The sequence below is a fragment of the Pseudarthrobacter sp. 1C304 genome, assembly GCF_052245515.1.
GTDB lineage: Bacteria > Actinomycetota > Actinomycetes > Actinomycetales > Micrococcaceae > Arthrobacter.
Genome location: NZ_JBQQCH010000006.1, coordinates 192712 through 216765 on the forward strand (window position 1 = coordinate 192712; position 24054 = coordinate 216765).

The 24054-nt window shown below is 67.9% G+C and carries 19 protein-coding genes, 1 tRNA gene and 2 riboswitches; of the genes, 5 read left to right on the forward strand and 15 right to left on the reverse strand.

Annotated elements, in window-relative coordinates:
- Nucleotides 1-6: 6 nt before the first annotated feature.
- From ACTWQD_RS13245 to ACTWQD_RS13270, 6 genes are all read right to left on the reverse strand, one after another.
- Entirely contained in the window at nt 7-1404 is a 1398-nt protein-coding gene (locus ACTWQD_RS13245; protein ID WP_443196583.1) for an L-serine ammonia-lyase, read from the reverse strand.
- A 338-nt stretch (nt 1405-1742) separates the two neighbouring features.
- Nucleotides 1743-3026 carry a serine hydroxymethyltransferase gene (glyA, locus tag ACTWQD_RS13250; protein WP_443196584.1) on the reverse strand — a complete coding sequence of 428 codons (1284 nt, stop codon included), beginning with the start codon at nt 3024-3026 and terminating at the stop codon, nt 1743-1745.
- Between the two features lie 35 nt (nt 3027-3061).
- The gene (gcvH, locus tag ACTWQD_RS13255) at nt 3062-3448 is read right to left on the reverse strand and encodes a glycine cleavage system protein GcvH (protein ID WP_443196585.1); all 387 of its coding nucleotides are present in this window, start codon (nt 3446-3448) and stop codon (nt 3062-3064) included.
- Between the two features lie 80 nt (nt 3449-3528).
- Nucleotides 3529-4701, reverse strand: coding sequence for a glycine cleavage system aminomethyltransferase GcvT (gcvT, locus tag ACTWQD_RS13260; RefSeq protein WP_443196586.1), 1173 nt, complete (start codon nt 4699-4701; stop codon nt 3529-3531).
- An 11-nt stretch (nt 4702-4712) separates the two neighbouring features.
- Nucleotides 4713-7574 (reverse strand): aminomethyl-transferring glycine dehydrogenase, encoded by a 2862-nt coding sequence (gene gcvP / locus ACTWQD_RS13265; protein WP_443196587.1) that lies wholly within the window; start codon nt 7572-7574, stop codon nt 4713-4715.
- A 39-nt stretch (nt 7575-7613) separates the two neighbouring features.
- Nucleotides 7614-7730, reverse strand: a riboswitch (glycine riboswitch).
- Between the two features lies 1 nt (nt 7731).
- A riboswitch (glycine riboswitch) is annotated at nt 7732-7830 on the reverse strand.
- Between the two features lie 139 nt (nt 7831-7969).
- Complete coding sequence (locus ACTWQD_RS13270; protein ID WP_443196588.1) at nt 7970-8509, reverse strand: TetR/AcrR family transcriptional regulator; 540 nt, start codon at nt 8507-8509, stop codon at nt 7970-7972.
- 215 nt (nt 8510-8724) lie between these two features.
- Here ACTWQD_RS13270 and ACTWQD_RS13275 point away from each other — a divergent pair, with 215 nt between their 5' ends.
- The gene (locus tag ACTWQD_RS13275; protein WP_443196616.1) at nt 8725-10251 is read left to right on the forward strand and encodes an MFS transporter; all 1527 of its coding nucleotides are present in this window, start codon (nt 8725-8727) and stop codon (nt 10249-10251) included.
- Between the two features lie 71 nt (nt 10252-10322).
- Here ACTWQD_RS13275 and ACTWQD_RS13280 read toward each other — a convergent pair whose 3' ends face one another.
- The 7 genes from ACTWQD_RS13280 to ACTWQD_RS13310 form a co-directional block, all read right to left on the reverse strand.
- Nucleotides 10323-10802, reverse strand: coding sequence for a Dps family protein (locus ACTWQD_RS13280; protein WP_443196589.1), 480 nt, complete (start codon nt 10800-10802; stop codon nt 10323-10325).
- 216 nt (nt 10803-11018) lie between these two features.
- A complete protein-coding gene (locus tag ACTWQD_RS13285) occupies nt 11019-11564 on the reverse strand; it encodes an AMIN-like domain-containing (lipo)protein (protein ID WP_443196590.1) in 546 nt (181 codons plus the stop codon).
- A gap of 244 nt (nt 11565-11808) precedes the next feature.
- Nucleotides 11809-12111: a DUF4193 domain-containing protein gene (locus tag ACTWQD_RS13290; RefSeq protein WP_056741192.1), complete on the reverse strand. Its 303-nt coding sequence runs from the start codon at nt 12109-12111 to the stop codon at nt 11809-11811.
- 153 nt (nt 12112-12264) lie between these two features.
- Nucleotides 12265-12753 (reverse strand): GyrI-like domain-containing protein, encoded by a 489-nt coding sequence (locus ACTWQD_RS13295; protein WP_443196591.1) that lies wholly within the window; start codon nt 12751-12753, stop codon nt 12265-12267.
- 88 nt (nt 12754-12841) lie between these two features.
- The gene (locus ACTWQD_RS13300) at nt 12842-13744 is read right to left on the reverse strand and encodes a hypothetical protein (RefSeq protein WP_443196592.1); all 903 of its coding nucleotides are present in this window, start codon (nt 13742-13744) and stop codon (nt 12842-12844) included.
- Nucleotides 13745-13961: 217 nt separating this feature from the next.
- A tRNA-Thr gene (locus ACTWQD_RS13305) sits at nt 13962-14035 on the reverse strand.
- 150 nt (nt 14036-14185) lie between these two features.
- Nucleotides 14186-15076 (reverse strand): DsbA family protein, encoded by an 891-nt coding sequence (locus ACTWQD_RS13310; RefSeq protein WP_443196593.1) that lies wholly within the window; start codon nt 15074-15076, stop codon nt 14186-14188.
- Nucleotides 15077-15358: 282 nt separating this feature from the next.
- Here ACTWQD_RS13310 and ACTWQD_RS13315 point away from each other — a divergent pair, with 282 nt between their 5' ends.
- From ACTWQD_RS13315 to ACTWQD_RS13330, 4 genes are all read left to right on the forward strand, one after another.
- Entirely contained in the window at nt 15359-16768 is a 1410-nt protein-coding gene (locus ACTWQD_RS13315; protein WP_443196617.1) for an alpha,alpha-trehalose-phosphate synthase (UDP-forming), read from the forward strand.
- Nucleotides 16758-17570 carry a trehalose-phosphatase gene (otsB, locus tag ACTWQD_RS13320; RefSeq protein WP_443196594.1) on the forward strand — a complete coding sequence of 271 codons (813 nt, stop codon included), beginning with the start codon at nt 16758-16760 and terminating at the stop codon, nt 17568-17570. Before ACTWQD_RS13315 ends, otsB begins: the two co-directional genes overlap by 11 nt.
- Nucleotides 17571-17828: 258 nt before the next feature.
- On the forward strand, nt 17829-18911 hold the full coding sequence (locus ACTWQD_RS13325) for an ABC transporter ATP-binding protein (protein ID WP_443196595.1): 1083 nt from the start codon (nt 17829-17831) through the stop codon (nt 18909-18911).
- A gap of 141 nt (nt 18912-19052) precedes the next feature.
- A complete protein-coding gene (locus ACTWQD_RS13330; protein ID WP_443196596.1) occupies nt 19053-20486 on the forward strand; it encodes a DUF4032 domain-containing protein in 1434 nt (477 codons plus the stop codon).
- Between the two features lie 25 nt (nt 20487-20511).
- Here ACTWQD_RS13330 and ACTWQD_RS13335 read toward each other — a convergent pair whose 3' ends face one another.
- Nucleotides 20512-21879: an FAD-binding oxidoreductase gene (locus ACTWQD_RS13335; RefSeq protein ID WP_443196597.1), complete on the reverse strand. Its 1368-nt coding sequence runs from the start codon at nt 21877-21879 to the stop codon at nt 20512-20514.
- Between the two features lie 55 nt (nt 21880-21934).
- Nucleotides 21935-24052 carry a glycoside hydrolase family 13 protein gene (locus ACTWQD_RS13340; protein ID WP_443196598.1) on the reverse strand — a complete coding sequence of 706 codons (2118 nt, stop codon included), beginning with the start codon at nt 24050-24052 and terminating at the stop codon, nt 21935-21937.
- Between the last annotated feature and the right edge of the window lie 2 nt (nt 24053-24054).

Sequence of the window (24054 nt, forward strand, 5' to 3'; positions counted from 1 at the left end):
ACTGACTCAGCACTCCACCACGTTGACGGCGAGGCCGCCCATGGCGGTTTCCTTGTACTTGGAGCTCATGTCCTTGCCGGTTTCCCGCATAGTGACAATCACTTCATCCAGGGAGACCCGATGCGTGCCGTCGCCCCACAACGCCATCTTGGCGGCGTTGATGGCCTTGGCCGCGGCGATCGCGTTGCGTTCGATGCAGGGGACCTGCACCAGCCCGCCGATGGGGTCGCAGGTCAGGCCCAGGTTGTGTTCCATGGCGATTTCCGCGGCGTTCTCCACCTGCTGCGGGGTGCCGCCCATGACTTCGGCGAGGCCCGCGGCGGCCATCGACGACGCCGAGCCCACCTCGCCCTGGCAGCCCACCTCCGCACCGGAGATGGAAGCCTGTTCCTTGTAGAGCACCCCGATCGCCGCGGCTGTGAGCAGGAACCTGACGATCACGTCGTCGCGGTCGGCCTGGGTGGCTTTGTCCATGCCCGGCGCGAAGTGCAGGGCGTAGTACAGCACGGCGGGGATTATGCCGGCCGCGCCGTTGGTGGGCGCGGTCACCACCCGGCCGCCTGAGGCGTTTTCCTCGTTCACGGCGAGGGCGATCAGGTTAACCCATTCCTGCCAGTACTTGGGGTCCCGGTCCTTATCCTCTTTCAGGAGCCGCTCGTGCCAGTCAGGTGCCCGACGGCGGACCTTGAGCCCCCCGGGCAGCAGGCCCTCGCGCTTGAGGCTGACCTCGACGCAGCCCTCCATCACGGAGTAGATGTGCAGCAGGCCCTCGCGGATTTCCGCTTCGGACCGCGACGCGCGCTCATTGATCATCATGATCTGGCCGATCGAGAGTCCCTTGGACTGGCAGCGGCCCAGCAGTTCCGCGGCGGTGCGGAAGGGCAGCGGCAGTTCCTTCTTGGACTCGTCGAGTTCCTTGAGCGCTGCGTCTTCCTCGCCCTCGCGGACGATGAAGCCGCCGCCCACGGAGAAGAACGTGGCCTGGTGGAGGGTTTCCCCGCCGGCATCGGACACCGTGAACGTCATGCCGTTGGTGTGCCGCGGCAGAATGGTCAGCGGGCGCAGGACCATGTCCTGGACCCCATAGGGAAGCTGGACGGAGCCGGCCAGCTGCAGGTTCCCGGTCTCGGCAATCGTGGCCAGCCGCTCCTCTACTTCCTCCGGGAGAATCAGCTCGGGATGGAAGCCCTCGAGCCCGAGCAGGATCGCGGTCATGGTGCCGTGGCCGTGCCCGGTCGCGGCGAGCGAGCCGTAAAGGTCAACGCGCAGCGACGCCACCCGCTTGAGGTCGCCGGAAGCTTTGAGTTCCTCGGCGAAGACAGCGGCGGCCCGCATGGGTCCCACGGTGTGCGAACTCGAGGGCCCGATCCCAATGGAAAAGAGATCGAAGACTCCAACGGCCATGATTAATCCTAACTAGATACGTGCGAGGGGGTGGGCGGTGACTGGCAGGATTCCTCCGCGTGCTCGGTCGCGAAAACGCCCGCTGAGCGGACGTGACGCTCCCTTAGACGCACGCTTCCGGAACCCTCCCAGCCACCCATGCCCGTCACCACAGCGGCGGTGAGCTGCCCTTGAGGGGCTGGCGGAGCCGGGCTTTTCGAAAGCGTGCGTCTCAGCGAGGGGCTGGGCCCACGCCGGCAGGGTTCCCTGGCCGAGCTTGCGAGGCGAGGGTGCCGGTGGGGAGCACGCGTGAAAAGTCCGGTCCGCCGGCCCCGGAGCCAGCCACGGGAGTGAGGCGGTTAGCCCAGGTTGGTGACCGAGGGGTAGAGCGGGTGGGCCTTGGCAAGTGCTTCGACCCGTGCGCGCAGGCCGGACAGGTCCGTGCCGGCGTCGGCGGTGAGGGCTTCCGCGATGATGTCCGCGACCTCGGTGAAGGCCGCCTCGCCGAAGCCGCGGGTGGCCAGCGCCGGGGTGCCGATGCGCAGGCCCGAGGTGACCATCGGCGGGCGCGGGTCGAACGGGACCGCGTTGCGGTTGACGGTGATGTCGATTTCCGCGAGGCGGTCCTCGGCTTCCTGGCCGTTCAGCTCGCAGTGGCGCAGGTCCACCAGGACCAGGTGCACATCGGTGCCGCCGGAGATCACGTTGATGCCCTTGGCCGTGACGTCCGGCTGGACCAGGCGGTCGGCGAGGATCCGGGCCCCGGCCAGGACACGCTCCTGGCGTTCCTTGAACTCCGGGGAGGCTGCGATCTTGAACGCCACAGCCTTCCCGGCGATGACGTGCTCCAGCGGGCCGCCCTGCTGGCCCGGGAACACGGCCGAGTTGATCTTCTTCGCGACGTCCGCGTCGTTGGTCAGGATGATGCCGCCGCGCGGACCGGCGAGGGTCTTGTGCGTCGTGGAGGTGGTGACGTGGGCGTGCGGCACCGGGGAGGGGTGCAGCCCGGCGGCGACGAGCCCGGCGAAGTGGGCCATGTCCACCATCAGGTACGCACCCACGGAATCGGCGATCCGCCGGAACTCAGCGAAGTCCAGCTGCCGGGCGTACGCGGACCAGCCCGCGACGATCAGCTGCGGCTTGTGCTCCTGGGCCAGGCGCTCCACCTCGGCCATATCGATCCGGTGGTCGTCCTCGCGGACCTGGTAGGGAATGACGTTGTACAGGCGGCCGGAGAAGTTGATCTTCATCCCGTGCGTCAGGTGCCCGCCGTGGGCCAGGTTCAGGCCCATAATCGTGTCGCCCGGGCGGATCAGCGCGTGCATCACGGAGGCGTTGGCCTGCGCGCCGGAGTGCGGCTGCACATTCGCGTACTCCGCGCCGAACAGGGCCTTGACCCGGTCGATCGCCAGCTGCTCAATAACGTCCACGTGCTCGCAGCCGCCGTAGTAGCGCTTGCCCGGGTAACCCTCGGCGTACTTGTTGGTCAGCACCGAACCCTGCGCCTGCATGACGGCCCGGGCGGTGTGGTTCTCCGAGGCGATCATTTCCAGGCCGTCGCGCTGGCGGCCCAGCTCGGCGTCGATCCTCGCGGCGATCTCCGGGTCCAGGGCGGACAGGTCCGCGTCCAGGGATGGGGACACGACCTGCTCAAACGCAGTTTCCGTGCCGGCGCCGCTCACAGTTCACCGCCGTTCTTGGAGGCGTATTCCTGGGCCGAGAGCAGCGGGCCCTCGGAATCGGCGGCCACCTTGAACAGCCAGCCGGCACCATACGGATCGCTGTTGATCAGTGCGGGGTCGTCGACGACGGCAGGGTTGACTTCCGTGACCTCGCCCGTGACGGGGGCGTACAGGTCCGAGACGGACTTGGTGGACTCCACCTCACCGCAGGTCTCCCCCGCGGTCACCGCTGAGCCAACCTCGGGCAGGTCCACGTAGACGATGTCGCCGAGGGCGTCCGTGGCGACGGCGGAGATGCCGATGGAAACGACGTTGGATCCGGCGTCGCGGGCAACCCACTCATGCTCGTCGGAGTACTGAAGTTCGGGAGCTACTTTTGCCATGAATTTTTCCTAAGTCTTAGAGGGTCAAGAATGCTGAAGAAATACGGAGGACGCGAAGCACGCCGTCACCGGAAGAGGCGTTATTTTTGGCGCTTGTAGAACGGCAGGGCGACCACCTCGAACGGCTCGGCTTTGCCGCGCAGGTCGATGTCCAGGGCCGTGCCGGGCTCGGTGAACTCGACGTCGACGTAGGCCAGGGCCACCGGGTAGCCCAGGGTCGGCGACGGCTGGCCGGAGGTGACTTCGCCGACGACCTTGCCGTCCTTGAGGACCGGGTAGTGGCCGCGGCCTGCGCGGCGGCCGAGACCCTTGAGGCCCACCAGCTTGCGGCCCGTGGTGGCGCCGGCGCCGGCTTCCTTCTTGGCGGCCAGGGCGGCCTTGCCGACGAAGTCGCCTTCCTTGGAGAGCGCGACGACCGGGCCCAACCCGGCGGCAAACGGGTCGCCCTGCAGGGAGAGTTCGTTGCCGTAGAGGGGCATTCCTGCCTCAAGGCGGAGCGAGTCGCGGGACGCCAGGCCGGCGGGCGTCAGCTCGCCGTCCTCGGCAATGGCCACGAGCGCCTGCCAGAGGGCGGCCGCGTCATCGTTGGCGACGAAGATCTCGAAGCCGTCTTCACCGGTGTAGCCGGTGCGGGCCAGCAGCAGCTCCTGGCTGGTGCCGCCGAACATGAGGGGAACCTCGACGGCGGCGTAGTACTTGAGCTCCGTGACGAGCGCGTGCTGCGCGGCGGGAACCAGGCGCAGCAGGATCTCCTGGGCCTTGGGGCCCTGCACGGCGATCAGCGAGGTTTCGGCGGACGCGTCCTGCACGGTCACGTCGAAATTGCCTTCTGGGGCAGAACCGGCCCGTGCGGCCAACTCCGCGGCGACCACCTTGGCATTGCCGGCGTTGGGGACCACAAGGAACTTGTCGGTACCGTCTCCTGCGGCGTCCGCCGCGGGCCGCCGGTACGTGATGAGGTCGTCGATGATGCCGCCGTCCTCGTTGCAGATCAGCGAGTACTTGGCCTTGCCGACCGCCATCGCGGAGATCTTGCCGACGAGTGCGTAGTCCAGGAAGGCTGCGGCGTCGGGGCCGGTGACCCAGACCTCGCCCATGTGGGAGAGGTCGAACAGGCCCGCGGACTTGCGGACAGCGTGGTGTTCGGCGAGTTCGGAGCTGTATTTGAGCGGCATCTGCCAGCCGCCGAAGTCCGTGAAGGAGGCGCCGAGCTTCTTGTGCTCTTCGTAGAGCGCGGTGTAGTTCTCAGTCATCGATAAATCCTTTAGTTCTCAAATTCGGAAAGCGGCGGGCAGGAGCAGATCAGGTTGCGGTCGCCGGCGGCGCCGTCGATCCGGCCGACCGGCGGGAAGTACTTGTCCTGGCGGAGCGTGTGGACCGGGAAGACTGCCTGTTCGCGCGGGTAGCCGCGGGCCCACTCGGTGCTGATGACGGCGGCGGCGGTGTGCGGGGCGTTCCGCAGCGGGCTTTCCTCGAGCGTGAAGTCCCCGGCGGCCACCTGGTCGATCTCGGCGCGGATGGTGACCATAGCGTCGATGAAGCGGTCGATCTCGCCGAGGTCCTCGGACTCGGTGGGTTCCACCATGAGGGTGCCCGCCACGGGGAACGCGAGGGTGGGGGCGTGGAAACCGTAGTCGATGAGCCGCTTGGCGACGTCCTCGGCGGTGACGCCCGTCTTGGCCGTGAGCTCCCGCAGGTCCAGGATGCACTCGTGGGCGACGAGCCCGCCTTCACCGGTGTAGAGCACCGGGAAGGAGTCGTTGAGGCGGGTGGCGATGTAGTTGGCTGCGAGCAGGGCCGACTTGGTGGCCTCGGTCAGGCCCGCACCGCCCATCAGCTTCACGTACGCCCAGGAAATGGGCAGCACGCCGGCGGAGCCATAGCGGGAGGCGGAGATCGGGGTGCCGCTCTCGCCGTTCGCCGGGTCAGCGGCGTTGCCCGGCATAAATGGTGCCAGGTGGGCCCGCGCTGCAACCGGGCCGACGCCGGGCCCGCCGCCGCCGTGCGGGATGCAGAAGGTCTTGTGCAGGTTCAGGTGTGAGACGTCGCCGCCGAACAGGCCCGGCTGGGCCAGCCCGACCAGGGCGTTGAGGTTGGCGCCGTCGATGTAGACCTGGCCGCCCGCGGCGTGGACCGCGTCGCAGACGTCGCGGACGTCGGCGTCGTACACACCGTGCGTGGACGGGTAGGTGATCATGATGCAGGACAGCGCGTCGCGGTGCTGTTCGATCTTGGCGGTGAGGTCCGCGTGGTCGATGGTACCGTCCGTGGCGGTGGCGACCACCACCACCTTCATGCCGGCGAGGACGGCGGAGGCGGCGTTGGTGCCGTGCGCCGAGGCGGGGATGAGGCAGATGTTGCGCTGGGCGTCCCCGCGGGAGAGGTGGTAGCCGCGGATGGCCAGCAGGCCGGCCAGTTCGCCCTGGGAGCCGGCGTTGGGCTGGATGGAGACCTGGTCGTAGCCGGTGATCTCGGTGAGCTGGGCTTCGAGGTCCTCGATCAGTTCGCGCCACCCGGCGGTCTGGGACTCCGGAGCAAAGGGATGGATGGAGGCGAACTCGGGCCAGGAGATGGCTTCCATCTCGGCGGTCGCGTTCAACTTCATGGTGCAGGAACCCAGCGGGATCATGGTGCGGTCCAGGGCCAGGTCCCGGTCGGAAAGGCGGCGGATGTAGCGCAGCAGCTGGGTCTCGGAGCGGTGGGTGTTGAACACCGGGTGCTGCAGGTAGTCCGAGGTCCGCCCGACGGCGACGTCCAGGGCGAAGCCTTCCACCCCGTCAACCACACTGGCGCCGAACGCGGCGACGACGTCGGCGACGTGTTTCCCCGTCGTGGCTTCATCGGTGGAGATGCCGACAGTGTCCGCGTCAATGCCGCGCAGGTTGATGCCCTTGGCGTCGGCGGCGGCGAGGATCTCCGCGGCCTTGCCGGGTACCGAGACGGTGACGGTGTCGAAGAAGGAGCTGTGCATCACGTCCAGGCCGGCTGCCTTCAGCGACGCGGCGATGGTGCGGGCGTGGCCGTGGACGGTCTCCGCGATGGCCTTCAGGCCGTCCGGGCCGTGGTAGACGGCGTAGAAGGAGGACACGATGGCCAGGAGTGCCTGCGCGGTGCAGATGTTGGACGTGGCCTTCTCGCGGCGGATGTGCTGCTCGCGGGTCTGCAGCGCCAGGCGGTAGGCGGGGACGCCGGCGTTGTCCTTGGACACGCCGACGAGGCGGCCGGGCATGGACCGCTCCAGGCCTTTCTGGACCGCCATGTAGGCGGCGTGCGGGCCGCCGAAGAACAGCGGGACGCCGAAGCGCTGGGCGGAGCCAACGGCGATGTCGGCGCCCTGCTCGCCGGGAGGCGTGATCAGGGTCAGGGAGAGGAGATCCGCGGCAACGGTGACCAGCGCGCCGCGTTCCTTGGCCTCGGCGATGACGGCGGTGTGGTCGAACACGCGGCCGGAGACGCCCGGCTGCTGCAGCACCACGCCGTTGATGACGCCGTCGGGCAGTCCCTTGGAGAGATCGGCGACCTCCACCTCGAAGCCGAGGGCTTCTGCGCGGCCTCGGACGATCGCGATGGTCTGCGGCAGGCAGTCGGCGTCGAGGACGGTTTTGCCGTCATGGGCCGTTTTGTTCTTGTTGGCCCGGCGCATCATCAGCACGGCCTCGGCGACGGCGGTGGCTTCGTCGAGCAGGGAGGCGTTGGCGATGGGCAGGCCCACGAGGTCCTGGACCATGGTCTGGAAGTTCAGCAGCGCCTCGAGCCGGCCCTGGGAGATTTCCGGCTGGTAGGGGGTGTAGGCGGTGTACCAGGCCGGGGCTTCGAGGATGTTCCGGCGGATCACGGCCGGGGTGACGGTGTCGTAGTAGCCCTGCCCGATCATCTGCACGGCGGTCTTGTTTTTCGCTGCCAGCTGGCGCAGTTCGGCCAAGACTTCTACCTCGCTGAGAGCCGCTCCGAGCGACAGCGGGGAGTCTTGCCGGATGTCTTTCGGCACCGCGGTGTCCACCAGGGCGTCAACGGTGTCGTAGCCGACAGCCTTCAGCATGGTGTCGACGTCGGCCTGACGGCGTGCGCCGATGTGCCGGTCGACGAAGGACGTGGAGGCTGAGGAAACAGTCACAAGGAACTCCATAACTAAGGCGGCGCAGGGTACGCCACATTGATTCGGGTTCCTCCCCGCTCTGTATTGGACCTGAGAGTTTCCGCGCAGCCGTGCTCTCGCATGGTTCCGCTTGCACCGTCGGTGAGCACGGCGTGTCCAAAGACAGCCTGCTACTTTCCAGAGTTGCCTTGCCGCGGCGGTACGTGGGCCTGAGAGATTCCTGGGGAGGATTTGCTCCTACGGCGCCTGCTTGTACCTACAAGCAGAACTCTCCCGCCGCAGATCAAAGGCATATTTACTTGGCGTGACAACAGTCACAGCTCCCATTGTCCTACGCCACGCCCCCGTCTGCAAACCAGGCGCCGGGTGGCCGCCGACGTTACGCCCGTGGCCGACGCAGGGGCGATCGAACGCCCCGGGCCGGCTCAGCCCCGGAGCCGCTCGAGGGCGACGAGCAGGCTCTCGACGTCGGTGTCGACCTCCGCGAGCGCCCCGCCCGGGCCGCGGGCGAGCATGGCGTTGAAGTACAGACCGTCCCCCATGTAGAGGACCGGCTTCGCCATGACAGGACCGACGTCGGCGGCGAGCAGCTCCAGCCAGGCCGCCTGGACGGCGGCCATCCTGCGCAGGGTCTCCTGGTGCGCCACCTCCGCCAGCCGGGTGGCGGCAACGAAGACCCGGTCCAGCGGGGTGTCCGCCCAGACCGAGGACTTGATAAAGAAGGCCGCGGCGCCCTCGGGCGCGGCCGCCATGGCAACAAGGTCCTCGGCGAGCAGGCGGTCCAGCCGTTCCAGCAGAACAGAGATCATGGCCTCCTTGTTGGGGAAGTGGTAGAGGAGGCCACCCTTGGAGACCCCGGCCAGACGGGCCACGGCATCCAGGGTGGCAGCCCGCTCCCCCTCTTCGATCAGCAGGGATTCGAATGCGTCGAGGACGGCTTCGCGGGCCACGGGTTTTCTTGCCATGCCTCCATCATGCCCCGCAGCCCGGACCATTTCTTACCCGGGCCATTTCTTAACTATACCGTCCAGACGGTACAGTTATGCCCATGAGCAACACGTCCCTTACCTCCAACAGCACCGGTCCGGGCCGGAACCACACCATTGGCCCTGCCGGCGGAACTCTTGAGCACCAGGCACCCCGGGCGCCGTGGCGCGACTGGATCGCTCTGGCCCTGCTGATGTTTCCGGTGCTGCTGGTGGCCGTCGACAACACGGCCCTGACGTTCGCACTGCCTGCGATCGCCCGGAGCCTCGACGCCACCGGGCTGGAGCTGCTCTGGATCGTGGACGCTTATCCCCTGGTCCTCGCGGGCCTGCTCGTAGCGATGGGCAGCCTGGGTGACAGGATCGGCCGGCGCCGGCTGCTCTTTATCGGCAGCGCGGGATTCGCGGCCGTCTCGGCCGTCACCGCCTTCGCCCCCAGCGCCGAATGGCTCATCGCGGGGCGGGCCGGGCTGGGCTTCTTCGGCGCCATGCTGATGCCCTCAACGCTGTCCCTGATCCGGAACATCTTCCCCGAACCCAACCGGCGCCGGCTGGCCGTGGCCATCTGGGCCGCCGGGTTCTCCGGCGGCGCGGCGCTGGGGCCGATCTTCGGCGGCTGGCTGGTGGAGCACTTCTGGTGGGGCGCCATCCTGCTGGTGGCCGTGCCGATCATCCTGCCGCTGCTGGCTCTGGGGCCGGCCCTGATCCCGGAATCCCGCGACCCGAACCCGGGCCGCGTGGACGTGCCCAGCATCATCCTGTCCCTGCTGGTGATGGTCCCCGTGGTCTATGGCATCAAGATCCTGGCCACGCACGGCCCCGCCGCGGAGCCGCTGGCCGCCGTCGGATTTGGCCTCGCGATGGGCTATGTCTTTATCCGGCGCCAGCGGCACCTGCTGCAAGCAGGACAGACACAAGCAGGACAGGCACATGGCGCCGCCGGCCGGCGGAACCGGACGGCGCCGCTCCTGGACGTCAGCCTGTTCGGCAACCGGGTCTTCAGCACGGCCATCACCGCCAACGTGCTGGCGCTGTTCTCCTTCAACGGCTTCATCCTGTTCCTCGCCCAGCACCTGCAGCTGCTGGAGGGCCAGTCCCCCTCGGAATCCGGCGTGGCCATGGTCCCGGCCCTCGTCGCCACCGTGGTGGCGGGCCTGCTGGTGGTGCCGCTGGTAAAAAAGGTCCGGCCAGGCTTCGTGGTGGCCGGCGGGTTGCTCCTGAGCGCCGCCGGCTACTTTCTGGTGGCGTTCGGCGACCACGGCAACGGCCCCGCGCTGCTGCTGACGGCCCTGCTGGTGCTGTGCCTGGGCGTCGGCGCCGCGGAAACCATCTCCAACGACCTGATTCTCGGCGCTGCACCCGCGGAGAAGTCCGGGGCGGCCGCCGCCATTTCCGAGACCGGCTACGAGATCGGCTCCCTGCTCGGCACGGCCATTCTCGGGTCCATCCTGACGGCCTCGTACCAGGGCAACCTCCGGCTTCCCGCCGGTGTGGCCGGGTCCGTCCCGGCGGAGGCGTCGGCCCAGGCCGGCGAGACGCTGGCCGGGGCGGTGGAGCTGGCGCAGACCCTGCCGGGGCCGCTGGCGGACGCAGTGCTCACCGCGGCCCGGTCCGCGTTCGACTCGGGCGTCCACATCACGGCGGCCATCGCGCTGGTGCTCATGGCGGGGGCCTCGGTGCTCGCCGCCGTCGTCCTCCGCAAGGTGCCCACCGCACGGTAGCCACGGGTTAAATGCCGAGCGCCCGGCCCCGATGACAACCGGGCCCGGGCGCTGGCAACAGCCGGGAAAGCTTACTTGCTGTCCGCCGTGGTGACGCTGGCGTTGGCCCGCATCGTCTCGGCGTTGACCATCCAGGCGTACTGCTCGAACTTGGCGATGAACTCGTGCAGCAGGTCCGCCGTCGTGGGGTCCTCTTCGTCCACTTCGTCATGGACCTTGCGCATGGTGCCCACGGCCGCCTCAAGGGCCGCCACGATGCGTTCGATGGCGTCCTTGGTGTTGATCAGGCCGTTCGGGAACTCCGCGAGGGAGGTGGACTTGGACACCGTGGAGCTGCGGCCGTCCGGGAGGGCGTGGAGGGCGCGCATGCGCTCCGCCAGGTCATCCGCGAAGGCGCGGGCAGCCTCAATGATTTCGTCCAGCTGCAGGTGAAGGTCCCGGAAGTTCGTTCCGACGATGTTCCAGTGCGCCTGCTTGCCCTGGACGTGGAGTTCAATGAGGTCCACGAGCACTGCCTGCAGGTTGGTCGTGAGCGTTGGTGATGCTTTCATGCGTCCTCCTGAGTAGGTCCGGTACCGCCGCGCCCGGCGCTGGCACAACAGTCCCCGACGCCGTTGCGTCCGGCTGCTGCGCCCGGCACCGGAGCGCTTCGCGTACCGCCATTTCCGATGCTCCGACGCTACCGCAGGCCCCGGCGGGACCGCGACGGTGCGCCGGTAATTTCTCGGTCAGCTTACTAAGTCGACTTACTATCGGCCGGAGCGGCCTCACCAGAAGTGCGCGACGTCGATCACCAGCCGGGATCCCGCGCCCGGCCCCTCCAGGGTGAACACGCGGAACGGAAGCCGCGCCCGCACCCCGAGCCCCAGGCTGGAGTACCCTTCGAAGCTGCCGGCCCACGCCACCTGACGGAAGGTCTGGTAGCCAGTGACGTCGGTCAGCTCGTTCGGGTTGGCCGGGCTGTAGGTGGCGTTGCCGTTCTCGTCATAGGCCGGCGCGTTGGCTGTCACCTGCAGGAACGCCTGGCCGCGCAGGGCAATCGGAAATCCGGAGCCGTCCTGCACCACCTGCGGCACGTAGCGGACGGTGTACCCGGCCACGGGCCCGTTGAGGTCGATAACCAGCCGGTCGAAACAGTAATGCTGCCCGGTGCGCACGTCCGTCACCTGGGCCTGGCTCAGGGCGGGATCCGCTTTGACGAGAGACCCCCACACCAGTCCGCAGTACGGGGCCGCCGAGGCCGGACCCGGCGCCACGAGCGCCGATCCAACAGCCAGCAGGACCGCAACTAACCACACCCGGAATTTCATCATGTTGGGCCGCCCCCTCGAGAGATGAGATAGCTCCAGAATAGGAGCGTTTGCGGCCCGCTTCGAGGGGCAAACGGCCTAGGTGCCCCAACCGTTAGCTGGCGGCGGCCCCGGTCACGGGACGGTTGCGCCGCCGTCGGGCGCCTGCCGGGGAAGCCCCGGGAACGGCGAAGCGCCGGGCCCCTGTGCGGGTTCCGGCGCTTCGCGGTGCATGCTGCTGAAGTGGTGGTGCGCGGTGGAAGGTCCCCTAGCCTTCGCAGTCGCGGCAGTACTTCAGGCCGTTCTTTTCCTTGGCCACCTGGGACCGGTGACGGACCAGGAAGCAGGAGGAGCAGGTAAATTCATCGGACTGCTCGGGCACAACAATGACGGTCAGTTCTTCGCCGGAAAGATCGGCGCCGGGAAGGTCGATGCCTTCAGCGGTGTCGTTCTCGTCAACGTCGATGACGGCAGTCTGCGCGCCACCGCCGCGGGACGCCTGGAGGGCCTCCAGCGACTCAGCGGGAGACTCTTCTTCTGTCTTGCGGGGTGCGTCGTAATCGGTAGCCATTTGGGGGTTCACTTTCGTTGCTGCGCAGCGCCATTTCAGGCACCTCAGTGAAGCAGTTTAGGACATTATGCACGCCCGGGAAGAATAGTGTGGCGAATCCGACACTTTGCGTCGATTTCCGCGTCCAGCCGGAGTTTTCGGGGGTCCGGGGCCTCAGGCGACCGGCCAGATAATCAGCGTTTTCCAGTTGGCCGGATCAGGCTCCACAGCAGGATCGCTGAGGTAGTACTCCCACATGGTGTTGCCCGGGGTGACGCCTTCGGCCTGCATCTTGCCCATGATTGCCCCGTACGTTTCGGGCAGCGCCTCGTACGGCCCGATGTGCATGGCTTCGAAGGCGCGGCCGGCCGGCAGCGTCCCCGCGGTCACGCCGCCCCCGGTCCCGCCGGGGAACGGCGCCGCCACCGGAAATCCCGCCTCGACATCGACGACGTCGGTCGGCATCCCGCGGTACATGGCAAAGGGCGGCCCGGCCAGCTGGACGTGCTGCTGTTCCGCTGCCCCCATCACCTGGTGGTAGGCGCGGCCGAAGAAGTCGCGCAGCTGGTTCATGGGGACTGTCTCGCGCAGCACGGCGGTGGGCTGTTCTTCGAGCTGGGTGGACTTGATGTCCGGCGTCTTCCCCGGAGTGGTTTCAGTCATGAGCCCAGATTCCGCTTCTCCGCGTCCGCGGACTAGGGCCTAACGTCCCAGCGGATCCCCGCCCGGTAATCACCTGCGCGTGGCTGGATCAGTCGATCACGTTCAGGTCAGGAATCCACTTTTCCTGCCCCTCCTGGGCGTCGTACATCAGAATCCAGACGCCGTCCTTGGCGCCATGAATGTCGGTGAACGGCGTGTACGCGAAGTAGAGCTGGTTGCGGGCCTGGGTTTCCGTGTTTTGCATTTCCACGATTTTGAACGTCAGCTCCTCCCAGGAGCCGTCGAACGGAATGAAGTTGTTGGATTCGTTGACGATCTGTGTGCCCTGCGGCCCGGTCACGGCGGCGAGGACGTTCTCCTTGCTTAGCGCGGCGGGCCGGGAGGCTTCCTCGTACGCCGTGGCGAAGAGGGGCGAGACCCTGGACGGCGCCATCTTGGTGTAGTTGTTGTCGGCTGCCGGGGTGGTGGCGGCGAACGCCGCGTCCGGCTGGACACTCCAGCGGGCCGTCGCCGCTTTGAGCAGCTCATCGCCCATGATCTGGGCCCCGGTGCCTGAGCTGGGCACCTTCTGGGGAGCCGGGAGCCGGCTGTCCGGGGCAATCGCGGCCGTCCCGGCGATCGCGTAGTCCTGGTACACCTCCCGAAGGAATGCCCCGTAGGCGAGCTGGTCGTCCCGGCTCTGCTTCTCGAACGTGGCCATATCCATGGCCTCCAGCGCGCTGATCTTCTGCTGCTGCTCCGGCGTGAGTGCCTTAAACGGCGCGCTGTCCTGCAGCGCGGTCCAGCCGGAGGCCGCCGGGGAGGCGGTGCCTGCCGGGGCCTGCGCGGCGGACGATGCGGCGGACGATCCTGGAGCGGTGGGACCGGGCGCGGACTGGTTCCCGGTTCCGGCGCCGCTAGCGGCGCCGGAAGTGCACCCGGACAGCACCGCGGCGAGGGTGAGCAGGGTTAATCCGGCCGCTTTGCGCCGCTGCAGGTTCCTGCTGGTCATGGCGTCCCCCCGAAGTCGGGCCTGCCGGTTGTCGCGGCGGGCCGTCCGCAGAATGCGAGTCTGAATCGGATGGCTTGGGCAGACATCCGAGACGTGCTGCGCTGTAGGAACATTGTCCACATTTCCGCCCGCGATTGCCACGGTCAGTGCGCCGGAGTCCGGGCAAACAAAAACCGCGCCGCCACCGGGACAGTCCGGTAGCGGCGCGGTTTCTCTGGGCCCCCTGTCGGATTCGAACCGACGACCCCCGCTTTACAAGAGCGGTGCTCTGGCCAACTGAGCTAAGGAGGCATTCCTGCGCTGGCGGGTTCCGGGCCGCTGTGAGGGGCCCCGGCGCCGTGCGCTAGATAAGGTTAGCCCACGGACGCCCGGGGATAAAAACAGGCCCGGCCCCGGAAGAATCCGGAACCGGGCCTGGCCACGGGCTGCTGGCAGCGCCGCTTACTGCTTGGCGTCGATGGCTGCCTGGAGGAAATCCTCGAACGGGGTCTGGGCGCTCTCGCCCTTGCCCCACTGCTGGCCGTCAACGAAGACGGTCGGCGTGCCGGTGACACCGATCGAGGCCGCCTGCTGCGTGGTGTACTTCACCCATGGGCGGAAGGTCTTTTCTTCCACGCAGGTGTCGATGCTCTTGGCGCCGATGTCGGTGGCCATCTTCTTGAGGTCCGCATCGGAGATGCCGGCGCCGCCTTCAGCCGGCTGCTTCTCGAAAAGCACGTTGACGAAGTCGGCGTACTTCTCCGGTGATTCGTTCACCACACAGGCAGCGGCATTGGCTGCGCGGGAGGAGTAGTTGGTGGTGGAGCGGGTGTCCAGGAAGCCGAGCGGACGGTACTCGACGCTGATCTTGCCTTCGTTGCGGAGGTTGGTGAGCGTCTCGTTGTACTGGGTTTCGAAGTTCTTGCATACGGGGCAGATGAAGTCGATGTACAGAACCACCTTCACCGGCTTGCCCGCCTCGGCTTCAGCGCCGGGGGCGGTCACTACTGCCGGCGGGGTGTCCGCCGGCGCGGGGATGTCGGCGACCCGGACCGTGGCGGGCTCGGTCTTTGCCACCTCGGAGTTGGCCAGCAGCGTGACACCGCCGTAGACGTTGCCGTTGGCCGGGGTGGGGCCCTCGTCGGCAACCGGGGCGTTGTTCTGGATGTTCGAGGTGACTACCAGGGCCACCACCACAATGATGGCGACGACGGCGGCAACGATGCCCCAGCCGATGAGCAGCTTGTTGCGCTTGTCCTTCTTCAGCTGCGCTTCGCGGATCTCACGGGCTTTCTCCCGCGCCGCGGCAGTTCGCTCAGATTTGGACTGACGGGGTTCGTTTGCGGGGCTCATTAGTTCCTCGGGTCGATCGGCCGGTGGTGTCCACTTGGGTGGCAATTCATCATTTTAGGGGAGAAATCTGGGAAGTTGCGCTTTCAACAATCCCCCACCGGGTGAATGGCAGCCTCCCAACGGGTGAATAGCACAGATGATTCCGCCCGACTAGGGTGGATAGGAGCCACGAGCGATCCCCAGGGGGCACCAATGCAGGCCACACGACACGCCGAACCACGTTTGGAATCAGCGGAAGAATCCGCGCCGGGCGGTACTGATCCCGACGCGCAGTACGACTTTATGGTGGTGTCCAACCGCCTGCCGGTGGACCGCTGCTCCCCGGATGAGCCGGGGTGCGAGGACGGCTGGCGCCGCTCCCCCGGCGGACTGGTCACGGCACTCGCGCCCATGATGACCAAGACCGATGGCGCCTGGGTGGGCTGGCACGGGGCCCCGGACGAGCACCTTCAGCCGTTCAGCCACGGCGGCATTGACCTGGTGCCGGTCCAGTTGAGCACGCACGACATCGAGCTCTTCTATGAGGGCTTCTCCAACGCCACCCTCTGGCCGCTCTACCACGACGTGATTGCCCCGCCGGAGTTCCACCGGAAGTGGTGGGATTCGTACCGCAAGGTCAACCGCCGGTTCGCGGACGCCGTCATCCACCATGCCGCCCCCGGGGCGACCGTCTGGGTGCAGGACTATCAGCTGCAGCTGGTCCCCAAAATGCTGCGCGAGGCGCGGCCGGACCTGAAGATCGGTTTCTTCAACCACATCCCCTTCCCCCCGCCAGAGATTTTCGCCCAGCTGCCCTGGCGCCGAGCCATCATCGACGGGCTGCTCGGGGCAGACCTGGTGGGCTTCCAGCGCAGCAGTGACGCCGGCAACTTCATGCGCTCGGCCCGCCGCTTCCTCGGCGCCAGCGTCAAGCAGCAGCAGGTCCACGTCAAGGGCAGCGACGGCGAGACCACCCACATTGCCCGCGCGCAGGCATTCCCGATCTCGATTGACGTCAAGCAGATCAGTGAACTCGCGCAGAAGCCCGAGATCATCGAGCGCGCCCGGCAGATCCGCCGGGACCTTGGCAATCCCAAGACCATCCTGCTTGGCGTCGACCGCCTCGACTACACCAAGGGCATCCGGCACCGGCTCAAGGCCTATGAGGAACTGCTGGCGGACGGCAAGGTGACGGTGGAGGGCGCCACGCTGATCCAGGTGGCCAGCCCCAGCCGGGAGCGTGTGGAGCAGTACCGCCTGCTGCGCGAGGAAGTCGAAGGCACCGTGGGGCACATCAACGGCACCTACGACACCATGCAGAACACCGCGGTCCGCTACCTGCACCACAGCTACCCGATCGAGGAGATGGTGGCGCTGTACCTGGCGGCGGACGTTATGCTCGTCACCGCCCTGCGGGACGGGATGAACCTGGTGGCCAAGGAATACGTCACCGCCCGGACCAAGAACGACGGCGCCCTGGTGCTGAGTGAGTTCGCCGGCGCCGCGGACCAGCTCAAGCAGGCCTTGCTGATGAATCCGCACGATATCGACGGGCTCAAGGACACGATCATGCGGGCCGTGGACATGCAGCCCGCCGAGGCTGCGCGCCGGATGCGGGCCATGCGCAAGCAGATCCTGGACCACGACGTGGACCTCTGGTCCTCCGATTTCCTGAACGCCCTGAAGGAAAAGGTTGTCCGTGATGACTCCTGAACCGGCACCGGAGCAGACCCCGCTGTCCCTCTCCCCTGAACTGCTGGACGCCGTCCGGCGGATCGCGAGCACGGAACATCTGCTGGTCGCCATGGACTTTGACGGCACCATGGCGCCGCTTGTGGACCATGCGGCGGATGCCCGCTCCCTCCCCCGCTCGGCAGCGGCCTTCGCCGCCCTCACCGAACTGCCCCGGACGACGACGGCGCTCATCTCCGGCCGCGCCCTGGACAGCCTGCGGGCCGTCGCATTTCCCCCGGAGAAGACCCTGCTCATCGGCAGCCACGGCGCGGAGGTCTGGATGGGCCCCGGGTCCGCGAAGCTGGAGCTCGACGACGAACGCCGGCAGCTCCTCGCCGACGTCCGGCGTGAGCTCGAGGGCATCGTCGAGGTGGCTCCGGGCACCCTGCTCGAGGACAAGCCTGCCGGCGTCGTCCTCCACACCCGGCTTGCCGCGGACGATGTCGCGGCCGACGCCGTCGCCGCGGCCCGCGCCGTCCTGCAGGACCGGCCGGGCGTCTACCTGAAGAGCGGCAACCGGGTCCTGGAGACCTCGGTGGTTCACGCGTCCAAGGGCGAGGGTGTGTCCTTCCTGCGCCAGGCCACCGGCGCCACGGCCACCCTCTTCGCCGGCGACGACACCACCGACGAGGACGCCCTGGCCCGGCTGCTGCCCGGGGACCTCGGCGTGAAGGTGGGGTTGGACTTCACGCAGGCCCAGTTCCGGGTGGAGGCTCCGGTGCACGTCGCCGAGCTGCTGGAGGCCCTGCTGGGGGAACGGAAGCGCAGCCTCGGCCTGTGACCCCTACCGCACGCGGGGCCCAGAGTCGGCCGAATCACATGTGACATCCGTAACTTTTTGGCCCACTTGGCAATAATCTGACATACTCTGGGTTGTGATGTGGCGCACAAGTACCGTGCGGCGTCATTGGATACTCCTCGGCTTCGGCCGGGGAGTATGCGCACGACCAGGTGCTGACAACTGAATTAACAACCGAATAATAAGACCATTCACAACGGATCGTCCGGCACGTACCTGCCGGTGAAGGGATTGATAACTGTGGCTACAGTTACTTTTGATAACGCGACACGTCTTTACCCGGGCACGGAAAAGCCCGCTGTTGACAAGCTCAACATTGAAATCGCCGACGGCGAGTTCCTGGTCCTTGTTGGACCCTCCGGCTGCGGCAAGTCGACCTCCCTGCGTATGCTCGCAGGTCTTGAGGACGTCAACGCCGGCCGCATCCTGATCGGCGACCGCGACGTCACCGACGTACCGCCCAAAGACCGCGACATCGCTATGGTTTTCCAGAACTACGCGCTGTACCCGCACATGACCGTGGCGGACAACATGGGCTTCGCCCTGAAGATCGCCGGCGTCAGCAAGGAAGAGCGCGCCGAGCGCGTCCGTGAAGCCGCGAAGCTCCTGGACCTTGAGCCCTACCTCGACCGCAAGCCGAAGGCCCTCTCCGGCGGCCAGCGCCAGCGTGTTGCCATGGGCCGCGCGATCGTGCGTAACCCGCAGGTCTTCCTCATGGACGAGCCGCTGTCCAACCTGGACGCCAAGCTCCGCGTGCAGACCCGTACGCAGATCGCCTCCCTGACCCGCCGCCTCGGCGTCACCACGGTCTACGTGACCCACGACCAGGTCGAGGCCATGACCATGGGCGACCGCGTCGCCGTGCTGAAGGACGGCCTGCTGATGCAGGTCGACACCCCGCGCAACCTCTACGACAAGCCGAAGAACGTCTTCGTTGCCGGCTTCATCGGCTCCCCCGCCATGAACCTGCTGGAACTCCCCGTCGTCGACGGCGGCGTGCAGTTCGGCGGCACCGTGTACCCCGTGCCGCGCGACGTCCTCGAAGAGGCCCACGGCCAGACCGTCACCGTCGGTTCCCGCCCGGAAGACCTTGAGACCGCACCGCAGGGCGAAGGCCTCGAGGTCCAGGTCGACGTCGTCGAGGAACTCGGCGCCGACGCCTACGTCTACGGCCACACCACGCTGGACGGCAAGAGCCACGACATCGTGGCCCGCGTCGACGGACGCCGCCCCCCGATGAAGGGCGAGTCCATCTACGTCCGCCCGCAGTCCGGCCACGTGCACCTGTTCGACACCAAGACGGGCCTGCGCCTGGGCGACTGATCCCCACCAGGACCCACCGGCCCTGCCACCGTATGACGTCCGACGGCGGTCCTCCCCATTGGAGGGCCGCCGTCGGGCGTTAACTTGCCCTGCAGCACCTCTTCGTTAGGGCCGCCGCCCTGAGTACGGAAGAATTGGTTTATGACCGAGCGAAACTCCAGCACCGAGGACAACGGCGCCCACTGGCACGACGAACCCACCGACTACGGTCAGATCGGCAAACTGCCCCGGTTCGAGGCCGCCAGCGCCAATGACAGCAAGGCCATGGCGTCAAGTTCCCTGAGCATCACAGCCGCCGCCACCGAGCCGGAGCTCCTGGACCTCCCGTGGCACATCGCCCTCGAGGACTGGCCGGCGGAGTACCTCGCCGCGCTCCCCCGCGGCATCTCCCGCCACATTGTGCGCTTCGCCCACCTGGGCGGTTCGGTGATCGCCATCAAGGAAACCTCCGAGCACGTGGCCCGCCATGAGTACCACATGCTCCGCAAGCTCGCCCGGCTGGACGTTCCCTGCGTGGAGCCGGTGGCCGTCATCACGGGGCGCACCACGCCGGAGGGCCGGCCGCTGAACCCCGTGCTGGTGACCCGGCACCTGAAGTTCTCCATGCCGTACCGTGCCCTGTTCTCGCAGATGCTGCGCAAGGACACGCTCACCCGCCTGATCGATGCGCAGGCACTGTTACTGGTCCGGCTGCACCTGATCGGTTTCTATTGGGGCGACGTGTCCCTGTCCAACACCCTGTTCCGGCGCGACGCCGGCGCGTTTGCCGCCTACCTCGTGGACGCGGAGACCGGCGAGCTGTATCCCGATCTCTCCACGGGCCAGCGCGAATACGACCTGGAAATCGCCCGCGTCAACATTGCCGGTGAACTCATGGACCTGCTCGACGGCGGCCTCATCGAGGAAAAAGTGGACCCGGTGGCCACGAGTGAGCTCATCATGGACAGCTACCGGCGCCTCTGGACCGAGCTGACCGAGAAGGAGTCGTTCGAAATCGGCGAGCGCTGGCGTGTGGCCGCGCGTATCCGGCGGCTCAACGAACTGGGGTTCGACGTCGAGGAATACGCGATCAAGACCACCCAGAACGGTTCAACCATCCAGCTGCAACCCAAGGTGGTGGACGCCGGCCACCACCAGCGGCGGCTGCTGCGCCTCACCGGGCTCGACGCGCAGGAGAACCAGGCCCGGCGGCTCCTGAATGACATGGACTCCTTCCGCGCGGACAACAACCCCGGCATGGACGAGGAATACAGCGCCCACCTGTGGGTCAGCCAGATCTTCGAACCCGTGGTCCGGTCCATCCCCCGCGATCTGTCCGGGAAGCTGGAGCCGGCGGAAGCCGTGCACGAGATCCTGGAGCACCGCTGGTACATGTCGGAGAAGGAGAACCGGCACATCCCGCTGGCCGAAGCCGTGCAGTCCTATATCGACTCCGAGCTCCGCCACCGCCGGGACGAGGCCGCCATCATGCTGAACCCGGACACGGGAATGCTCAAGATCCTCGAAGTGGAGAATGAGGAATCCCGCTACGGCGCGGACGAGTCCATCGACGAATACCCGGACGCCGACGACTAGGGGCACGCCCTACAGCACAGACGCGCTAAATCGCCTTGCCGGGGTTCAGGATCCCGGCCGGGTCGAAGAGTTCCTTAATACGGCGCTGCAGTTCGCGCACGGGTTCCTTCTGCTCGAGCCCCAGCCAGCGCAGCTTGAACTGGCCGATCCCGTGTTCGCCGGTGATGGTGCCGCCCATGGCGAGGGCCACGGTGATGGACTTGTCCAGGGCCGCGCCCAGCCGCTCCATGGCGTCGGAGTCCACAGCGGCGTCGGTCCGGTCCACCCAGAACGTGGGGTGGAGGTTCCCGTCGCCGGCGTGCGCGACCACCTTGAGGCTGACCCCGTACGCCGCCGCCATGGCCTCCAGCTCCGCGACGTAGTCCACCAGCCGGGAACGCGGGACGGCCACGTCCTCACCCACCCGGTACTCGTCGTCGACCTCCACTCCCCGGCTGTTGCGCCGCAGCTCCACGAGCTGCTCCGCCTCGGCGCTGGCCTCCATGGTCACCACCGCGCCGCCCGCTGCCAGGACCGGGCGGATCGCCGCAGCCTCCGCCGCCGCGCCGAAGCCGTCGGTCTGGATCAGCAGCAGGGACCGCCCCCTGGCGGCGAGGTCGGAGCCGTGGATCGCGTCGAGCTGGGCCAGGGTGCCGCTGTCCAGGAGCTCCATGATGGCCGGCTGCACCCGTGCTTTGCCGACCGCCAGGACGCCCGCCGCCGCGCTGCGGAAGTCCGGGTAGAACGCTGCGACCGTGTGCACGTCCTGCGGCAGGTACTTTAGCCGGACGGTGATGCCGACGACGATCCCCAGGGTTCCCTCGGAGCCTGTGAACAGTGCGGTGAGGTCGTAGCCGGCGACGCCCTTGAACGTCTGGTGGCCGGTGTGGATGAGGGAACTGTCGGCCAGCACCACATCGAGGGCCAGCACCGAGTCCCGCGTCACGCCGTACTTGGCGCAGCGCAGTCCCCCCGCGTTGGTGGCCACGTTGCCCCCGATGGTGGAGACCTTGAAGCTTGCCGGGTCCGGGGCGTACATCAGCCCGTGGACGGCGGCGGCAGCGTTGAGGTCGGCGTTGATGACGCCGGGTTCGACGACGGCAGTCTCGTCGTCCGGGCTGAGGTCCAGGATGCGGTTCATCCGTTCCAGGCTCAGCACAATGCAGCCCTGGCTCGCGTGCGCGCCGCCGGAGACACCCGTCCCGGCGCCGCGGGCCACGATCGGAACGCCGTGGGCCGCGCAGGCACGGACCACGGCCTGGACATCCTCCACCGTTTCGGCCCGGACCACGGCCAGCGGCAGCTGGTAGTCCAGCACCGGGGCCTGGTCCACGGCATAGGTGGTCAGGGTGGGGGCGTCCAGGGCGATCTTCGCCGCGCCCAGGGCAGAGGTGAGCTCGTCGATGATGCTCATGCGGTCTCCCGTTCGTTCGAATCCGGGTTTCAGTCTATGGCCCGGATCCGGCCGGTCAGGCGCGGCCGGCGGCGGGCTGGGGACGCGGGGTGCCGGGGAGCACCCAGACGGCGGCCGCGGCGCCCCGGGTGCAGATCAGGGCGCTTGGCGGTGCGGCATCCGCCCTGCCCTGCCCGGGAGCCATGCGGACGGCGTCGACGGGGCCGGTGGCGTACGCCGGAGCCTCCGCCAGGGCCGCCAGCTGGGCGCCGGTGAGCGTTCCGGCCGGCAGCACCACCTCCGCCGCGGCCCGCGCCACGGCCACCAGTACGGAGCCGTCGCCCGTTTCCCGAATGAACGCCATGGCGTCGCCGTGGGCATACAGCCAGCGGATGCCGCCTCCGGTCAGTGCAGGCTGGTTCCGGCGCAGCGCGGTGAGCGCGGCGTAATCGCCCCGCAGGTCGGTGCGGACCCGGGCCGGGTCGTTCCAGGGCATCGGCGTCCGGGATGCTTCCCCGTTGTGCCCCTCAAGGCCGAATTCGTCGCCGGCGAAGACCACGGGGACGCCGGGCAGCGCGAACATCAGCACGGCACCGAGCAGCTGGCCGCCGTCGATCATCACGGTGGCGGCGCGGGCGGTGTCGTGGCTGTTCAGCGCATTCATGTTTTGCTGCCGGACATCCCAGCTGAAGGCTGCCGCCAGGTCGAGATGGGTGGCCAGGAAGTCCTCCGCGCCGTTCCGGTTGGGGCCGGGCAAAGGGGTGCCGAAGAAATTGACGTGCGCGGCGTCCCCGGCCAGCCAGGACCACAGCGGCCGGGTGAAGTTGGAGTACGTCATGGCGCCGTGCCAGTGCTCACCGGTGAAGTCCGGCGCGGCGTCGTTGGTGGCTTCGGCCAGCAGCGCCGCGTCCGGGTTGATCTCCCGGACGCGTCCCGCGATCAGCCGGGCCACGTCCTGGTTGAGGTCCGTGGCGCCGAGCCGCCCGGTCATGTTGCCGACGTCGATCCGCCACCCGTCAAGGTTGAACGGGGGTTTGAGCCACCGCGCGACGGGTGAGTCGTCTGCCAGGACGAACCGTTCCCGGAGCGCGTCCGAGGTCCAGTTGAGCTTGGGCAGTGAGGCCACGCCGTACCAGGCTTCGTACCCGGTGCCGTCCTCGTGGAAGTGGTAGTACCCCGCCTCTTCGGAGTCAGGTTCGGCGAGGGCGCGCCGGAACCATTCGTGGGCGTCGCCGGTGTGGTTGGCGGTCAGGTCGCCCATCACCTTGAGGCCGCGGGCGTGGGCCGCGGCGACAAGCTCCGCCAGGGCCTGGTCCCCGCCGAGGAGCGGATCCACGGCGGCAAAGGTGGAGGCGTCGTAGCGGTGGTTGGAGCGCGCGGGAAAGAACGGCGTCAGGTAGATGACGTCCGCCCCGAGCTGCTGGATGTGGTCCAGCTTTTCGGTGATGCCCCCGAGGTCCCCGCCGTAGAACTGGTACGGGGTTTGCGGGCCGGTGCCCTGCACCTCGGTGGTGTCCCAGCTGCAGGGCACGGCCCACTCCGGGAAACCCCTTTCTGGGAGATCACTGCCGGGGAGATCACTGCCGGGGAGATCACTGCCGGGCGCTGCCGGGGATCCGGCCTCCAGCGTTGCGGTGGAGCGGGCAAACCGGTCCGGAAAGACCTGGTACATCGTGGCAGTGCGGAGCCACTGCGGCGCCGCCGGGAACGTGGCCAGGCGGAAGTCGGCGTAGTCGGAGACGTCCCGGTTGAAGAGGCCCTGCGCGTTCAGGCTCCAGTACCGCAGGCGGCCGCCTGCACTGCCTGCCGCACTGCCTGCCTCGCTGTCTGCCTGGCTGCGGGCCGCGCCGCCTGCCGGGCCGCCGTCTGGTTCCAAGGGCCCGTCCGGGACTTCCAGCAGGAAGCGGTAGCGGGCCACCGGGTTGGTGACCGTCATGGCCGCCTCCCACCAGACCCAGCCGTCCGCGCTGCCCAGGTTGGTGCAGGGCGTATAGCGGGGCTCGCCGTCGTGGATGGAGCGGAGCCACACCCGCGTGGCGCGTCCCCAGCCGGCCGGGATCCGGACCCGCAGCAGGGCCTGGACGCCGAGGTCCGCCTGCTGCGGGGCGTGCAGGGCAGAGCCGTCGTGGTGCGGCAGCGGCCCGGTCAAGCGCATCGGGGTGCTGCCCGGCCCGGTCATACCCGGCACCGTCATGC

Coding starts and splice junctions, on each gene's coding strand:
- ACTWQD_RS13245 (WP_443196583.1), bottom strand. CDS start 1,404: ATGGCCGTTGGAGTCTTCGATCTCTTTTCCATTGGGATCGGGCCCTCG.
- gcvH (WP_443196585.1), bottom strand. CDS start 3,448: ATGGCAAAAGTAGCTCCCGAACTTCAGTACTCCGACGAGCATGAGTGG.
- gcvT (WP_443196586.1), bottom strand. CDS start 4,701: ATGACTGAGAACTACACCGCGCTCTACGAAGAGCACAAGAAGCTCGGC.
- gcvP (WP_443196587.1), bottom strand. CDS start 7,574: ATGGAGTTCCTTGTGACTGTTTCCTCAGCCTCCACGTCCTTCGTCGAC.
- ACTWQD_RS13270 (WP_443196588.1), bottom strand. CDS start 8,509: ATGGCAAGAAAACCCGTGGCCCGCGAAGCCGTCCTCGACGCATTCGAA.
- ACTWQD_RS13275 (WP_443196616.1), top strand. CDS start 8,725: ATGTTTCCGGTGCTGCTGGTGGCCGTCGACAACACGGCCCTGACGTTC.
- ACTWQD_RS13280 (WP_443196589.1), bottom strand. CDS start 10,802: ATGAAAGCATCACCAACGCTCACGACCAACCTGCAGGCAGTGCTCGTG.
- ACTWQD_RS13285 (WP_443196590.1), bottom strand. CDS start 11,564: ATGATGAAATTCCGGGTGTGGTTAGTTGCGGTCCTGCTGGCTGTTGGA.
- ACTWQD_RS13290 (WP_056741192.1), bottom strand. CDS start 12,111: ATGGCTACCGATTACGACGCACCCCGCAAGACAGAAGAAGAGTCTCCC.
- ACTWQD_RS13295 (WP_443196591.1), bottom strand. CDS start 12,753: ATGACTGAAACCACTCCGGGGAAGACGCCGGACATCAAGTCCACCCAG.
- ACTWQD_RS13300 (WP_443196592.1), bottom strand. CDS start 13,744: ATGACCAGCAGGAACCTGCAGCGGCGCAAAGCGGCCGGATTAACCCTG.
- ACTWQD_RS13310 (WP_443196593.1), bottom strand. CDS start 15,076: ATGAGCCCCGCAAACGAACCCCGTCAGTCCAAATCTGAGCGAACTGCC.
- ACTWQD_RS13315 (WP_443196617.1), top strand. CDS start 15,359: ATGGTGGTGTCCAACCGCCTGCCGGTGGACCGCTGCTCCCCGGATGAG.
- otsB (WP_443196594.1), top strand. CDS start 16,758: ATGACTCCTGAACCGGCACCGGAGCAGACCCCGCTGTCCCTCTCCCCT.
- ACTWQD_RS13330 (WP_443196596.1), top strand. CDS start 19,053: ATGACCGAGCGAAACTCCAGCACCGAGGACAACGGCGCCCACTGGCAC.
- ACTWQD_RS13335 (WP_443196597.1), bottom strand. CDS start 21,879: ATGAGCATCATCGACGAGCTCACCTCTGCCCTGGGCGCGGCGAAGATC.
- ACTWQD_RS13340 (WP_443196598.1), bottom strand. CDS start 24,052: ATGACGGTGCCGGGTATGACCGGGCCGGGCAGCACCCCGATGCGCTTG.